Annotated in this window: 15 protein-coding genes; 13 read left to right on the forward strand and 2 right to left on the reverse strand. The window is 39.6% G+C overall.

Going from position 1 to position 15,898, the window contains the following annotated elements; all coding sequences use genetic code 11:
• Positions 1-72: 72 nt before the first annotated feature.
• Both VJH67_01540 and VJH67_01545 read left to right on the forward strand, forming a co-directional pair.
• The gene (locus VJH67_01540; protein ID HEY4515852.1) at positions 73-3,027 is read left to right on the forward strand and encodes an ATP-dependent DNA helicase; all 2,955 of its coding nucleotides are present in this window, start codon (positions 73-75) and stop codon (positions 3,025-3,027) included.
• A gap of 28 nt (positions 3,028-3,055) precedes the next feature.
• A complete protein-coding gene (locus tag VJH67_01545) occupies positions 3,056-3,640 on the forward strand; it encodes an NAD(P)H-dependent oxidoreductase (GenBank protein HEY4515853.1) in 585 nt (194 codons plus the stop codon).
• Here VJH67_01545 and VJH67_01550 read toward each other — a convergent pair.
• Together VJH67_01550 and VJH67_01555 are read right to left on the reverse strand one after the other, a co-directional pair.
• A complete protein-coding gene (locus tag VJH67_01550) occupies positions 3,637-4,059 on the reverse strand; it encodes a hypothetical protein (GenBank protein HEY4515854.1) in 423 nt (140 codons plus the stop codon). The two genes, VJH67_01545 and VJH67_01550, sit on opposite strands and share 4 nt — an antisense overlap.
• A 1-nt stretch (position 4,060) precedes the next feature.
• Positions 4,061-4,312: a helix-turn-helix domain-containing protein gene (locus VJH67_01555; GenBank protein HEY4515855.1), complete on the reverse strand. Its 252-nt coding sequence runs from the start codon at positions 4,310-4,312 to the stop codon at positions 4,061-4,063.
• A 96-nt stretch (positions 4,313-4,408) separates the two neighbouring features.
• Here VJH67_01555 and VJH67_01560 point away from each other — a divergent pair, with 96 nt between their 5' ends.
• The 11 genes from VJH67_01560 to VJH67_01610 all read left to right on the forward strand — a co-directional run bounded on the left by VJH67_01560 (position 4,409) and on the right by VJH67_01610 (position 15,876).
• Positions 4,409-6,778: an asparaginase domain-containing protein gene (locus VJH67_01560; protein ID HEY4515856.1), complete on the forward strand. Its 2,370-nt coding sequence runs from the start codon at positions 4,409-4,411 to the stop codon at positions 6,776-6,778.
• 66 nt (positions 6,779-6,844) lie between these two features.
• Positions 6,845-7,063, forward strand: coding sequence for a hypothetical protein (locus tag VJH67_01565; GenBank protein ID HEY4515857.1), 219 nt, complete (start codon positions 6,845-6,847; stop codon positions 7,061-7,063).
• A gap of 294 nt (positions 7,064-7,357) precedes the next feature.
• Complete coding sequence (locus VJH67_01570; protein ID HEY4515858.1) at positions 7,358-7,771, forward strand: HIT domain-containing protein; 414 nt, start codon at positions 7,358-7,360, stop codon at positions 7,769-7,771.
• Positions 7,772-7,823: 52 nt separating this feature from the next.
• A complete protein-coding gene (locus VJH67_01575; GenBank protein ID HEY4515859.1) occupies positions 7,824-8,096 on the forward strand; it encodes a metal-sensitive transcriptional regulator in 273 nt (90 codons plus the stop codon).
• 1 nt (position 8,097) lies between these two features.
• Complete coding sequence (locus tag VJH67_01580) at positions 8,098-8,295, forward strand: DUF2933 domain-containing protein (GenBank protein ID HEY4515860.1); 198 nt, start codon at positions 8,098-8,100, stop codon at positions 8,293-8,295.
• Positions 8,296-8,301: 6 nt separating this feature from the next.
• On the forward strand, positions 8,302-10,422 hold the full coding sequence (locus VJH67_01585) for a copper-translocating P-type ATPase (GenBank protein ID HEY4515861.1): 2,121 nt from the start codon (positions 8,302-8,304) through the stop codon (positions 10,420-10,422).
• A 9-nt stretch (positions 10,423-10,431) separates the two neighbouring features.
• A complete protein-coding gene (locus VJH67_01590; protein HEY4515862.1) occupies positions 10,432-10,599 on the forward strand; it encodes a hypothetical protein in 168 nt (55 codons plus the stop codon).
• A 5-nt stretch (positions 10,600-10,604) separates the two neighbouring features.
• Positions 10,605-12,173: a multicopper oxidase family protein gene (locus VJH67_01595; protein ID HEY4515863.1), complete on the forward strand. Its 1,569-nt coding sequence runs from the start codon at positions 10,605-10,607 to the stop codon at positions 12,171-12,173.
• Positions 12,174-12,747: 574 nt separating this feature from the next.
• Positions 12,748-14,148, forward strand: coding sequence for a hypothetical protein (locus tag VJH67_01600; GenBank protein ID HEY4515864.1), 1,401 nt, complete (start codon positions 12,748-12,750; stop codon positions 14,146-14,148).
• Between the two features lie 4 nt (positions 14,149-14,152).
• Positions 14,153-15,460 (forward strand): hypothetical protein, encoded by a 1,308-nt coding sequence (locus tag VJH67_01605; GenBank protein ID HEY4515865.1) that lies wholly within the window; start codon positions 14,153-14,155, stop codon positions 15,458-15,460.
• 23 nt (positions 15,461-15,483) lie between these two features.
• Positions 15,484-15,876 (forward strand): response regulator, encoded by a 393-nt coding sequence (locus tag VJH67_01610; GenBank protein HEY4515866.1) that lies wholly within the window; start codon positions 15,484-15,486, stop codon positions 15,874-15,876.
• The last annotated feature ends 22 nt before the right edge of the window (positions 15,877-15,898 follow it).

The following is a 15,898-nucleotide window of genomic DNA, read 5'->3' on the forward strand; positions in this document are numbered from 1 at the left end:
CTGTTTTTACATCCAAAACCATCGAAACTGTGTCTAAACTGTGTACTAGTGTGGATATGCTAAAATCCTCTTATGGAAGTAGGGACTAACGAGTTTAAGGAGGCTTATAAGAAGCTCAATAAAGAGCAGAGGGAGGCTGTGGATACGATCGATGGGCCTGTCATGGTCATAGCTGGTCCAGGGACGGGGAAGACTACCATTTTGACTCTGCGTATTGCTAATATTTTACGGCTGACTGATACCCCAGCAAACGGCATTCTGGCCATCACTTATACTGACGCTGGAGTGAAAGCTATGAGAAGTAAGCTTTATGAAATAATCGGTAACCGCGCCCACGATGTACGCATCCATACTTTCCACAGTTTCGCTTCTTCGGTGATAGCCGAATATCCCGATCATTTTATTCATATCAGCGATCGGAAACAACTGACTGATATCGAACAAGAATCGATTATTATTTCTATTTTAGAAAATTCAAAATTCAAAAAACTTCGGCCGACGGGGAGACCTGATGCTTATTTATACGGAATAACAAAAGCGATAGAAGAGGCTAAGCGAGAAGCGCTTACTCCAAGAGATGTCGTAAAGTACGCGAAGGAAGAGATAGAGAGAATAAAAAATGATGAAGGCTCCATTTCCACTCGCGGAGTAAGTAAAGGAAAATTTAAGGCCGAAGCCGAAGAATTTATCGAAAAATGTGAACGGACGATACTTTTTGCTGATGTTTACGCAGAGTATGAAGAAAAGAAAGTGAAAGAGAGGAAAATGGATTTTAGTGACCTTATTATCGAACTTCTAGTAGCCCTTAGGAAAGATGAGTTGCTCCTGCGCTTAATTCAAGAAAGATTTTTATACATCCATGTCGATGAACATCAGGATACCAACGATGCTCAAAATTTGATTATCGCTCTCATTGCTGAATTTTTCGAAACGCCAAACATTTTTATTGTTGGCGACGAAAAGCAGGCCATCTATCGCTTTCAGGGAGCTTCGGTCGAAAACTTTTTACTACTCCAAAAACGCTGGAAGAAAATGAAAGTAATTTCCCTTGATACCAATTACAGGTCGCATCAAAGTATCCTGGACGCAAGCTTCTCGATGGTCGAAAATAATTATGAAGAGGATGAATATAAAGATTTGAGAGTTTACTTAAATTCTAAAAGTGGTGAGGAGGCTCGGCCGATCGATATCGTCAGAAGTGAGAATTCAGAAGGTATCGAAAAATATTTGGTACAGGAAATAAAAAGAATAAGTAAAGAAGAAGCCACTGCATCAATCGCGATAATCGTGAGGAGAAACAGGGATTTGGACAAAGTAATACGCCTACTTGAAAGCGAGGGTATAAGTGTTACTTCCGAACGAAGTATCGATATTTTTAATCACCCAGTCGGTCGACTCTTTTTTGATTTGATAGAGTACCTCTCCGATCCTAGCCACACCGAAGCTCTTGCAAAAACAGTTATTGCTGGGATGTGGAATATGCATTTTGAAAGTGGAGTAAAACTCATCCGCTCGCTCAAGAGTGGTTTAAAAATTGACTTGAAGAAAGTCCTCCCCAATTTAAATTTTATTCAATCAAAACTCCTGGACGATTCGCCGGCCGGTTTTATTATCCACATAGCAGAAAAATCGGGTTTTATCGAACTTGTGGCTAAAGACCCTTCATATGTACATGTTTGGCGGGGAATTACTGCTCTTTCAGAATCATTGGTTCGAGAAAATGATTTAAAGGACCCAGGTTCTCTTTTAAAATTGATGCTCTCTTACCGTGCTTCGGCCGAGTCGCGACCAGTGAAAGTAACAGTCGGTGCACCTGACGTACCAATAAAAGCGATGACAGCTCATGGGAGTAAAGGTCAAGAATTTGATTATGTTTTTATTCCTTACGCCACGGAGGAAGCTTGGATAGGTAAAAGCAGAGGCTCTTCTTTTGTCTTACCCAAAAAACAAACTGGAGATAATGATATCCGTGATTTACGAAGACTTTTCTATGTCGCTCTGACTCGAGGAAAGAAGCATGTTGCTATTTTAGTACCTAGTGAGGAATCGGATGGAAAAATACTCTCACCCATACGTTTTATCGAAGAGTTAGATAAAAAACACACTAAAGAAATTGTTTTAAAAAGAAGCGATACAGAAATACCTAAGATAGAGACAGGGTTAAAAAACGAAAACAATAATAGAGTAGGTAATTTGAAATTTGTTGATTTAGCTAAACATGTTTTGTTAGAAAAAGGTTTGTCCGTAACTGCTCTTAATCATTTTATAAAGTGTCCGAATGAGTTCCTTTATCAAAGTGTTTTGAAAATGCCCCAAGCCCCAAGTACTTCAGCTGAAAAAGGATCGGCTATGCACGAAGCCATATCAAAAGTGTGGAAATTGGAAGATAGAAATAATAAAAATATTGCCAAAAAAATTGAGAGCACTTTGAAAGAAGCTACTCTGGAATACCTAGAAAATTCTCTCTTGCCGGTTCTAGAAAAAGAAGCTTTGAAAAAAGAACTGTTAGAGGATTTACCGCTCGTCGCTCTGGCTTTGACCAAACATTTCAGCTTGGAAGGCGATATTTTTACCGAACATTGGGTAGAAGGAGTTTTTGAAGGAAACTATGCTGAGAAACAAATTCATATTCCACTCCACGGAAAGCTGGACACTATAGTAGATAATGAAAAAGAAGTTTGTGTTTTTGATTACAAAACCAGACAGGCCATGTCAGAAGCGGCGATAAGGGGCGAAACAAAAAATACTGATGGAAATTATTTTCGACAATTAGTTTTTTATAAAATTTTGCTTAGTCAAAGCTCTAAATGGCGAGAAAAAAAGGTTACCCCATCGCTTGTTTTCATTTCACCTGATTCAAAAGGTAGGTGTCCTACCATAACTTTACCGGTTACAGAAAGTGATATCAAAAAAACAAAAGAGATGATCCAATCACTCATTGATTCAGTTTGGAGTGGAAAAATCGGCACCGAAAAATGTACTGCTAAGGATTGCGAGTGGTGTGGGTATAGGAAGTTGTTAGACTGAATGAAATAGAGTGAGGTATAATTAATGCATGAAGAAAATTTTAGTACTGGTGGGACACCCTGATAACGAAAGTTTTAATGTAAAGCTCGCGGATACTTACGCTGAAGGAGCAAGAAGTAAGGGTGCGGAAGTGAGGAGGGTGAATTTGGCTGATTTAAAATTTGATCCGATCTTGCATCAAGGATATAAAGTCATACAGGAACTTGAGCCTGACTTAGTAAAACTGCAGGAAGATATAAAGTGGTGCGACCACTTTGTAATAATCTATCCATCGTGGTGGTCGACTATGCCAGCCCTCCTTAAAGGCCTGTTTGACCGGATGTGGTTGCCAGGATTTGCCTATAAATTTAAAAAAGATGGTTTTGGTTGTGGTTTTATATGGACGAAGTTGCTGAAAGGCCGGACAGCTCGTGTATTTGTCACCTCCGATTCACCGGCATTCTTAACTAGAATTATTTTTGGCGATACCACTAATGAAATAAGAAAAGGTATCCTTTGGTTTGCCGGTTTCCACCCCTCCATCAAAAAAATCGGTGGCCTTAAAAATGCTTCCAACTCCAAAAAACAAAGAATCCTCAATCAAATGAAGTTGTGGGGTAGGGGGTGGTATTAGATATTGTCTAAAGGATAGCAACTAGCTTTCAGAAGCTTTAAAATTCCTGCTACGGTTTCTTTCTGGGCAATATCAGGGGAAAATTTTATCCACTCTATAAGAGCATAGAACTCTTTGTGATTTAGTTCTATCCAAAATCCTCTCTCATACAGGAATAATAAGAAAGCAATGCAGGCGAATCTATCCCTCTTTGAATTTGATATATGCCTATGAAGTAACTCGTAGAGCAATACGGCGGCTTTTTCCAGAGTAGTGTGGGGGATAGGGCCTCTACTCTTTTGTTTTAGATTAATACTATGGGCACACTTCTCGATCTCTTTCGGTTGTAAGTCTGACAGTTCAGCTCCAAAAAGTAGTTTATATCTTCCCAAGATATCGTTACATACATAAGTATATACCTTTAAAAAGTCGGTCTGCATTTTAATTAAGTGACTTTATAAGCTCTGAATAATCTGTCGCTAGAAGATTTGAAAACTGACGAAGTTGGGCTTCACGTGAAGGAGGAACAAAAGAAGGTTTCTGTACGCGCTCTATCTCCATAACCGGTATAAGGTAGCTACGACCAAACCTTCTAGCCTTTAGATTGCCTGATTTGATCCAGTTAAAAACAGTTACTCTGGTTATCTTGAGTATTTCTGCTGTTTCGGTTGTTGAATAGTATCTATTTAACATCTTTTTAATTCTAGACTTAACTAAAGATAAGTCTACTGTACAAATATAGTTAAATCAATTTGACAAGACTTTTTGGCACGATTAAGATGCTGGGATATGAACATCCAAATAAACCAGCCCTACAATTTTTCTGAAAATTCACTGGCGAAAGGAAAGGTACTCATTATTGCAGTCGGAGGAGCAGGCATACCTAAAAAGCACGAGAATTTAAATGAAAACCTAAAAGAGGGACTGCTTATGGTGCCGTATCTCTCTGACTGTGCAGCTCGAATCGACTATATTTCACTGGCGCAGAAAGATAGTGCAGACCTTACACCAAGCGAGGTGGGCAGTATCGCAAGCACCATTCATCGTTATCAAAACACTTACGACGGATTTGTAGTTATCGCTGGTACTGACACTATGCCTTTCACCGCATCCGCCACAGCGTATGCTCTGCGTGGTATGGGAACACCTATTTTATTTATCGGCTCGACGCTAAACGTGGAGGAGTGGGATACTGATTTCCGATTGAACCTGCCCAATGCTATCAAAGTAGCTACCATGGGTGCCACTGATGTAAATGCCCCGAGCTTCGGGGAAGTCGGTATACTTTTTGATGACAGCCTCTCAAGAGCAGTGGCTACGGTAAATAGAGGTACCCGTTCAAACAACCCTATGATCACTCCTCGAGTACCGAAACTTGGTGATGTGGGTTGGACTATAAAACTTGAGTCTATGGCTAAGCCTCGTCGCCCTTCACAGCTCAACTTTTCTTTGAACAATAATGAAAATTTAGCTTACTTTGATTTAGTTTCAGAGACTCACTTGAGCACTTTCAGTAACCTTGTGGAAGATAAATTTATTCAAGGAATTGTGATCGGCGCTTTCGGAGCTGGCAATGTACCATCAAAGATGATTCCTCTTATATACAGAGCTGTGTATGAAAAGGGTAAAGCAGTAGCTGTAATCACCAACAATAAGAAAGGCAGTTCTGACATGGGCCTTTATGATGTAGGCGCTGCTGCCGTGAGAGCAGGAGCAATATCGCTAGGGCCAATGACCAAGCCAGCAGCGATCGAAAAAATGCGATATGCCTTGAATAATGCCCAAGGAGAAGAGAAATTAGAATTCTTACAAGACGTAGCCCGCCTATTACTTACTTCAGTGGCGGAAGAGATACCGGAAGGATTTTCTCGTAATGCTGTAAATCAAATCCGCGATAGATTCAGGAATTTACCGGCTTCTCTTGAATCGTTCTTCAAACCAAATAAATTTGTCTCACCTCGTTATCAGGTCCAAAATTATTGCAAGTCTAAAAATTCCAAGAAAAAAGTACTAGTCATAAGTATGGGGGGCACCTTCTATATGGAGGTAAACGCCGCCGGCTCTCTCGCCCCTACTCGCAGACCTCTCGGCGACCTGTTAAATATGAAGTTTAAAAATTTAGAGAGACTTACTTCCTTGGATTATATCGAATTATTCAATCTTGATAGTTCCGACGTAGAACATCCTCATCGGGCAGAACTTGCCCAAGTAATTTCAAAGCATATAAATGATTACGATGGGGTAGTAGTGCTGCATGGCACAGACACCATGGCCTACACGGCCTCGGCTCTTTCATTTATGCTCATTGGTCTTGAAAAAGACGTCATACTGACTGGAGCTCAGAAACCAGGTTATAGTTCATCAGACTTTGATCGTAACTTTATAAAATCTATTAAGGCTATATTTGCAAGACTTGAAAAGCCTAAGAATCAGAGAATATCAGCTGGAGTGAAAATAGCCTTCGGGGATAAACTTATGAATGGTTCGACTGTGATCAAAGAGGACGAACATGGTATCAACGCTTTTGCTCCGATGGAGAAACATCCTCTTGCCGGTAAATTAAGTATGGTGACTGACCTATATGACATCTATAAAAATTTGAAGAAAAGGGACTTCTCACTTTTTACTAGCTTTGACAAAAATGTAGCTTATTTCGAATGTATCAACGGCATAAATGTGAAGCAATTTGAAAGTGTCGTCGAAGATCCAAATGCTAGCGCTATTCTTATCGGCGGCTACGATGGAGGCAATATGCCGACACAGTTCAAATATTACATCGCGACAGCAGTCAATTCTTACAATAAACCAATCGCTTTCATTTCACACAGCGATAATGGCTTTGCCGATATAACTACAGAAGGCAGAATAGGAGACTTTATAAAATCAGGTGGTATAGCGTTGGGTGACATGATCAAAGAGGCGGCTTATCAAAAACTTTGTTTCGCTATGGGTATTGCGAAGGATGCCAAGATCGAAGGGCGAGATAAAATAGAATTCGTCCGAAAAATAATGCACACCAACTTCACCGGCGAAATTTCCGACAACTTTTGTGCAAAGGGCGACCTCATATATAAAGGTTTATTTTCAGATAAAACCTTTTCAAGCGACGATATCGAAAAAGCAATCAAAAATTCCACTAAGAAAACAAAAAACAACTAATTTGTAAGTTTTCGCATTAGCTTTCCTTTTTATTCTGTTGTAGAGTATTAAAAGGAGTACACCACCATGTATCGAAGGTTCGAATACCCCGCTTCGTTTATTGGGAAGGTGAAGGAAGCCTTTCCCGAAAATACTGACATCCACGCACAACTGGACAATGGCGGAAGGTTCAGTGTCGAGCTTTTCCTGCAAGAAAGCGATCGAAAAGATCTCTTCGCCGAGCTTCAAGCACTCTTGCTCGAACAGAAGATATCGCCAGTTTCGGTCGGGTCTATCGGCTGCTAATGCTGGAAGTGGCCTGCCCCGTGTCGAGTGTGACACGGGGCGTTTGCATCTATTTTTGACTCTTCTACATATTCTCTATACTCTAATAACATGTCACTATCCATAGGAATAGGGCGAATGCAATACAACATGAGGGTAATAAAGCCATTCCGTTTGAACTAACAATACCGCTCCCACCGCCTCTTAGAAGGGGAGTAGACTATGGTTTTAGAAAGGGAAATGGAGATAATTGGATCATTACTTTAGATTGATATAGGACTTTCATTTTTCTTAAATCTTCATTACACTGGCCTCATGGAAGATTATTCAAGATATTTAATCAGGGACTACAACTATTGGTCAGTTCAAGTACATACTAATCAAGGCTACCTCGGTAGGTGCATTATTTGGTGTAAGAGAGAAAATATTCTGGACCTAGCTGATGCTAGAAAGGGAGAACAAGAGGAGCTGTTTATGATATTAGAAAAGTTAAAAAGAGCCCTGAAAAAGTCATTTCAAGTCGATTGGTTTAATTATGCCTTTTTAGGAAATGAGACTATGCACCTACACGGTCATGTTGTCCCAAGATACGCTTCTCCTAGAGAATTTGCCGGAGTGACTTTTGTAGATGAGAGGTATGGACATAATTATCAGACTGACAAAAACTTTGTGACTTCTCCTGCACTACTGGAAGCGGTGAGAATTAAAATTAAAGAAAATTTGGAGTAAAGTCAGTAAGATAAAACTTTACAAGCATACCCTATGGGGGTATTCTTTAGGCATGAAAGCTCAAATTAAAAAGAAGGTAATAAGAAGGCTTAACATCATCCAAGGTCAAACTAGAGGTTTAACTCGGATGGTAGAGGAAGAAAAATATTGTATTGATATTATTACCCAAGCGGGAGCCATTAAAGAAGCGTTATCCGGTGTTGAAAATTTAATATTACAGAATCACTTAGAAACTCACGTGTTGCATCAAATGAAAACAGGAAAAGAGAAGATAGCAACAGACGAAATTCTTAAAATTTATAAGCTAGCGCAGAAGAAAAAATAATATGAATCATAAAACTATTCGTTCTATACTGATTACCCTCCTAATAATTGTCGGTTTATATCTTGTGATTGATCATGGGCAACATCTTGTTCCATATCTGCCATTCGCATTTCTCCTTGGCTGCTTTTCAATGCACCTTTTTATGCATCACGGTCATGGCCGTCACCATAATCATGATTCTAATCAAGATCCAAAGTAAAAATATATGAATCACAACCACCATGATCACAGTGTTCATTCTGGACATGTAATGCCGAGCTCTTCCAAAATGAGTTTTTGGCAGAAATTCAAAATGAGTATGTCTATGACGATGGGTATGGACCACACGGGTCTTGCTGGCCGAGAGATGGCCCACCTAATGGAAATAGATATCCGGAACAAGTTTTTCTTTTCTCTTATCCTAACAATTCCGATTATTCTATATTCGCCCTTGGGAACTGAATTTCTTAAGCTCAATCTTCCATCTCCCATACCACTTCCACGGCTTCTTTTCATTTTAACGACACCAGTGTTTTTCTATTCAGGCTGGATTTTTCTATATTCAACTTTTGTCGCTCTGAAAAACAAGACTCTTAATATGGCCGTACTCATTGCTGTTGGCATTACGGCGGCCTATGGCTTCAGTGTTTTGCTAACTTTGATCGGAAGTGCAGATTCATATTATGAAGCGGCTGCAATGCTCATTACTTTCGTACTATTCGGCCACTGGATGGAAATGAAATCGAGGCGAGGCACAACAGATGCTCTCCAAGCCCTTTTTAATCTTGTGCCACCTCAAGCTAGGATTTTTAAGGATGGCAAGGAAATAATGGTTTCCACTTCCGATATACAACTTGGCGACATAATCATTCTTAAACCGGGAGATAAAGTTCCTGTTGATGGAGAAATTACTCTCGGCGAAACTTCTATTGATGAATCCCTAGTCACTGGAGAATCAATCCCTACCGCTAAAAAAGTCGGAGATCAAGTAATAGGAGGATCAATTAATACTGCTGGTTCGGTTAGATTTAAGGCAACAAAAATCGGTAAGGATACTGCTCTTGCTAGAATCGTGAAGATGGTTGAAGAAGCACAGAATTCAAAAGCTCCCGGACAAAGAATCGCAGATAAATTTGCAAAGTACTTAGTTATTGGGGCAATCGGATCGGGACTTCTTGTCTTTGGTATTTGGTACTTTGTAGCAGGCTCAACTCTCATGGTCGCTCTTTCTTTTGCCATCGCAACAGTCGTGATTGCTTGTCCTGACGCCCTTGGGCTTGCCACTCCGACTGCTGTAGCTGTCGGTACTGGGCTCGGAGCTAAACATAATATTCTTATAAAAGATGCGCCAACCCTTGAACAAGTATCAAAAATTCAAGCAATTGTATTAGATAAAACAGGAACTCTCACTGAAGGAAAGCCAAAAATAACTAATGTAGCTACGGTTAATGGATATGACGCTGATGAAGCACTTCGTATAGTAGGTTCAGCTGAAGCCAAGTCATCTCATCCTCTAGCTAGTGCGGTCCTTGATGAACTTAAAAATAGAGGTCTTGCATTATCAAACTCAGTTGATAAGTTTGAAAATCTTTCAGGCCTTGGAGTGAGAGCAATAGTAGATGGTAAAAATGTTCTCATTGGCACAGTCAAACTCATGAAAGATAGCGGTGTTGCTCTCGGTGAATTAGAACAAAAAATAAATGAGTTTTTAGAAAGAGGAGAAACTATTATGATACTTGCGGTAGAGGGAGCTATCAAAGCTGTTATTGGAGCAGAAGATCCGATAAAACCTAATGCTATAAAAGCGGTAGAGCGTCTGAAGACTTTAGAGATAGAAATCGCCATGATTACTGGAGACAATAAATTGACTGCAGAAAAAGTTGCTAGTCAGATTGGAATAGAAAGAGTATTTTCAGAAGTGATGCCTGCGGACAAAGCGAGTTATGTTAAGAAACTTCAAGAAGAAGGAAAATTTACAGCAATGGTTGGCGACGGTGTTAATGATGCGCCAGCTCTTGCCCAAGCTGATGTGGGCATTGCTATTGGGGCAGGTACTGATGTTGCCATAGAAACAGCAAAGGTGGTTCTTATGAAATCTGATCCTTTAGATATCCTTCGAGCAATCACCTTGAGCAAGGCAACGGTTCGCAAAATGAAGCAGAATCTCTTTTGGGCTTCAATCTACAATGTCCTTGCCATACCAGTTGCCGGCGGCATTCTCTACCCCAATTTTGGTATTATGCTTCGTCCAGAATTTGCAGCACTTCTTATGAGTGTATCCTCGATTATTGTGGCAACTAACGCTGTGTTGTTGAAGCGAGTTGAAAGAGACTTAGTAGCAGTATAAAAAATAATCATGAAAAATTTTAAATTCACAAATTTTGCAGTATTTATAATCTTCTTTGGAATAGCGCTCATTGAGGCTTTTCAAAAACATAACTGGATAGAAGCATTACTTTTTCTGGCATTAGGAGTAATATCATTCCGTGCTGATTTCCCGAAAGATGAAAACAAAATTAAATAATTACTATGAATAAGATAATATACATTCTAGTCATAATTGTAGTCGTTATACTTGGAGGTTGGTGGTATTTTAGTGTTCACTCAAACAAATCTTTCTCAACTAGTATTTCTAGCACATCTTTAGCAAAAGAATCTAAAGTGGTTGAACTTAAAAACGGCGATACTTATGACCTCACAGCGAGCTATGTTGAAAAAGAAATTAATGGAGTGAAATATAAAATGCTCGCTTACAACGGCTCAATTCCTGGACCAGTTATTAAAGTCGCCCAAGGATCAGAAGTAATGATCAACTTCAAAAATAATACCGATATGAATACCTTGCTTCATTCGCATGGTATTCGTATGGATAACGCTTTTGATGGCTCACAAACAACCCAAAAAGAAATAAAGCCCGGGGAAACATTTACTTATCAGTTAAAATTCCCTGATGCGGGTATGTATTGGTATCATCCTCACGTTCGAGAAGATTACGAACAAGAGCTTGGTCTTTATGGAAACTTTTTGGTAGTTCCGACGAACAAGAATTATTGGTCTCCCGTTAATCAGGAAATTCCACTTTTCCTAGACGACATTCTTATCCAAAACGACAAAATAAATTTAAGCAAACAAACTGCTGACCACACACTCATGGGTCGCTATGGAAATGTGATGCTAGTAAATGGTGAGACTAACTATTCACTTTCTGTTAAGAAGGGAGAAGTTGATCGTTTTTACATTACAAATTCCGCCAATGCCAGACCTTTCAATTTTGCTATTGCTGGCACCAAACTTAAGTTAGTCGGAGCTGATGGTGGATCGTACGAAAAAGATCAATGGAAAGATTCAGTGATAATTGGTCCGTCAGAAAGATCTATTGTAGAGGTGCTATTTGATAAAAGTGGTACCTTTGTAATTCAGAATAAAACACCAGACCAAACTTACACACTAGGTTCAATAAATGTATCTAGTGATCCTGTTAGTGTTTCCTACGCAGGAGAATTTGGAATGCTTAAAAAGCATACTGCAACCACACAAAGCATTAATCCTCTTCGTTCATATTTTAACAAGGCAGTAGATAAGCGAATAGCTCTTTCCATAGAGATGAGTGGAGCTCCAATGCAAATGCAGATGGGTGGCGGCCATATGATGTCAGACGGCACTATGATGGGTGGAGGAATGATGATGGGTGGCAGCTCCGATGGTATCGAATGGGAAGACACAAATAATATGATGGGCTCTATGTCTAACATGGATAATGTGAAATGGAAGATTACAGATCGGGGTACTGGAAAAGTGAATAAAGATATTAACTGGACCTTCAAAAAAGGAGAACCTGTAAAGATTGAAATATTTAACGATCCAAAATCAATGCATCCGATGCAACATCCAATCCATTTCCATGGGCAACAATTCTTAGTTCTTTCAGTAAACGGTGTTAGGCAGACAGATTTAGTATGGAAAGATACAGTCCTTGTCCCAGCAGGGCAAACTATTGAGATTCTATTGAATCCAACAAACCTAGGAACTTGGATGGCCCATTGTCATATCGCCGAGCATTTGGAGGATGGAATGATGTTCGAGTTTAAGGTTGAATAAAAGTTGCGAAAGGGGTTACTGACTGGTCATTCATAGCCGAATTTCCATAAGAAATTTTAACACTATTTTTAATATCTGGCAAATTTACACCTACTTGTGTTACCAACACTATACATGTAGTGTGGGATACTTCGCTGGTTTTTATTCGGGTAGATGATGCCTGTATACTGGTGGGATGTAGTTTGAAGTCCTTGAGGCTCCATACTCTCCCATCAGTATATAGTCATTGTCCACAGAAGCTTATGTATGCAAATTTTCTTATTTGTCGTATAATATCTATTGATAGCCCAATATAGACTCAAATGAGACTCTGGAAGTCCGCCTTATTTTGTTGGACTCTCGATTCTTATGAAGGAGTCACATGATTATCATTGTTCCTGCGGCAAACTCCTTTGCAAGGGGGCTATTTTTGATGGTGAAATTCAAATAAAGTGCAAGAGGTGTGGGAAAATTCAAACAATAGAAGATCTCACAGTGCTTAAAGAGGATTTTCACTCAGCGGAACATATACTTCCCAAGAAAATTTAATGTGTTTTAAACAGAGAGGCTCTAGAAGCCCATATTGTCAAAAGATATGGGCTATTTATTATCTCAAAAACAAACTATAAAAAAGATCCTATGCTTTCTTTTTATTAGTCTCGTCTATTATCCGCAAATAGCCAGCGCCACAATTTACCAGCCGGGTGAGACTCTGGAACCAGATTGTGCTCCAATCTCTCCTAATTGTGGGGTAGCGACAACAACATTAATCGGATTGTTTGGCTATATTAATGCTACTTCTACCACTGCGACTTCAACATTTGCCAATGGAATTAATATTACAGGTGGTTGTTTTGCAAAAAACGGTGTTTGTATTGGGGGTGCAGGATCTGATTTGCAATACGTCACTTCATTTAAGCTCAACGACACTTTCACGAATATTACTAATAGTACTACAACTCTCACCACCATCTCCATTACACCCTCTACTGTTACGGGAGATGTTGTTGTGCGAGCAGGAGTCACTTTTACTTCAAGTAACGGCACTGATCAACCTGTCTCTCTTGCAATCCGTGAGACCAATTGCACCGGTACTATTTTACAGAGTACCCTATATGCCAATACTGCAAGTGCGGGGAATAGGTTTTCCAATTTACAGCTCAACTATATTGCAGTTGATCCCGGTGTTTCTGTTCAAGCGTACGCACTTTGCATCTCTGCTTCAGCGGGTGATACCGATGTTTCTGCGTGGGATATGAGCGCTATCGTGGTAGATACCGGTGCTGACTTAGCAGAAATATATACTACTAATGATGAGGGTTTGGAAGCGGGAGATGTTGTCTCGATTGACTCAAGTCTTAAGGCGGGAATAAAAAAGAGCATTGAGGCTTATGATCAAAATGTCATAGGCATTGTTTCTACAAGACCTGGAACAATAATTGGAGGTGTAGACAAGGAAGGAGTAAAAGCTGTGGCTGTAGCATTATCCGGAAGAGTTCCTGTAAAAGTGACGACAGAGAATGGCAATATTCTACCAGGTGATTATCTGACACCTTCTTCTTTACCTGGTATTGCCATGAAAGCTTCCGGTACTGGTCCGGTAATCGGCCAATCTCTCTCAGCTTACAACCAAGAAAGTGTCGGTATAATTTTGGCCTTCGTTAAGAACTTCTATTTACCAGAAAAAAAGGGATTTATAGAAAATACATTGTCTATAATCCGAGGATACTTCGATGAAATATTTTCAAAGAAAGTACATACTGATGAGCTATGTATTAAAAAATCTGATGGAAATGAAGTTTGTCTGAATGGTGACGAAATGAATTCACTTTTGCAAAATGCCAATATGACTCCCATAACTATATCATCGTCAAATAATAACGGAACTGATATTAGTAATCCTGAACCAATTGGATCAAGTACACCGGTGGTCACGATCGATCCAATACCTGAACCTTTACCAGAGGCTACAACTTCTTTGGATACCCCACAATAATCTTATGTTAAAATTTAAATTTATAATTTTTATATTTATCTTCGGTCTATTCTTGCCTTTCTCTTATGTTGAAGCCGGTACGGTTTTAAGTTCCCATAAATACGCATGGAGTGACAATGTCGGGTATATTAATTTTGAAGATGTGACTGTGGAAGACGATATCCTTTCTGGATATGCATGGTCAGAAAATAAAGGATGGATAAATTTCAATCCAACACAGGGCGGAGTAACGAACGACGGCTCCGGTAACCTTGCCGGCTCAGCATGGGGAGAACAACTTGGTTGGATTGATTTCGATAATGTTTCTATTGACCCATCTACAGGCAAGTTTTCTGGCACTGCCACGGGCGAATTGGTCGGTACGATCACATTTGATTGCCCAAACTTTTGTGATGTAGAGACTGATTGGAGGCAGAACACTACCTCTTCAATCGCTTCTCTTGGCACATCACAGGGTAGTAGTGCTAGCGGGAGGACAAATGCATTAGGTCCGGTTATTCCATTTATTCCTTCTGTTGTTGTGCTCAATGAACTAGAAAATACCACCTCTTCTACAGGAGCATTCTCTGAAATTGAAGTAACGGATGATAGTGATCAAATTTTTATCGAAAATCCGCCGCTATTCGATGTTATTTCAGAACCAGTCCAAGTTAGGGTGGCACCCGGAGAAATTTTACCCATCTCGGTTAGATTATCAAACTTTGGCGGGGGTAAACGTGTAGATGTTCTCATTGAGTATTCGATTTTTTCAAGTACGGGAAAGGAAATATATTCAATTAGCGAGACTGTAGCTGTAGAAACTACGGCAAATTTTATAAAGTCAATACAAATTCCTCTCGGGACAGTTTCAGGAACTTATACCGCTAAAACCTCGATCATTTATGGAGGTCAATTGGCTCCTGCTATTACCCAGTTTCCTTTCAAAGTAGAGCGAAAAATCCTAGGTCTTTTTCAAAGCGACTTCTTTCTTTACGGAGGCATCACTTTAATTATAAGCTTCTTTGCGCTTTTGCTCGGTCGTGTCTTAATTAAACGCCGCAAATCGAGATTTGCTCCATTTGATTATTCAAATATTCCTCATAATGAACGCACTTTCTACGAAATCTTAAGCGACACTATTATGCAAATGCGTCAGCGTGTGGGTGATGATGCTCTCTTTATCGCATCAAACATTTCAGGACTCCAAATCGATAAAAAAAATGGCAGGGTGCTTGCCATAACGGAATCTCCGGCGAAAGTCATTGCGGTCTTGGTGTCCAAGTACGAGAAAATACTTGGTAAAAAAGTTAGTTTTTCTTTAAGAAGAGAATAATTTATTAATCTAAATAAAACATTATGGAAACACAAAAAACAATACTAGTGGTAGAAGACGAAAAAAGCCTGCGTGACGCTGTTGTGGATATTCTTCGTCTGAAAAACCTTATCCCCCTTGAAGCGAGAAATGGCAAAGAAGGGGTCGAGGTTGCGATCGGAAAACATCCAGACCTTATATTACTTGACCTTATTATGCCGGAGATGGATGGCATGACGGCTCTTAAAAAGATTCGTGAAGATGTATGGGGAGAAAAAGTTCCGGTCATCATCTTGACGAACCTAAGTGCGACTAAAGAACAGTTAGTAGAAGATATGGTGACACATAAACCAATACATTATTTAATCAAGTCAGATTGGAAGCTCCATGATGTAGTGGAGAAAATCGAAAAGATATTAGAAATACAAAACAAATAAATTATTAATAAGTAAAGCAATA

This window comes from Candidatus Paceibacterota bacterium (genome assembly GCA_036517255.1).
Taxonomy (GTDB): domain Bacteria; phylum Patescibacteriota; class Minisyncoccia; order Phycocordibacterales; family WO2-35-19; genus DATDXE01.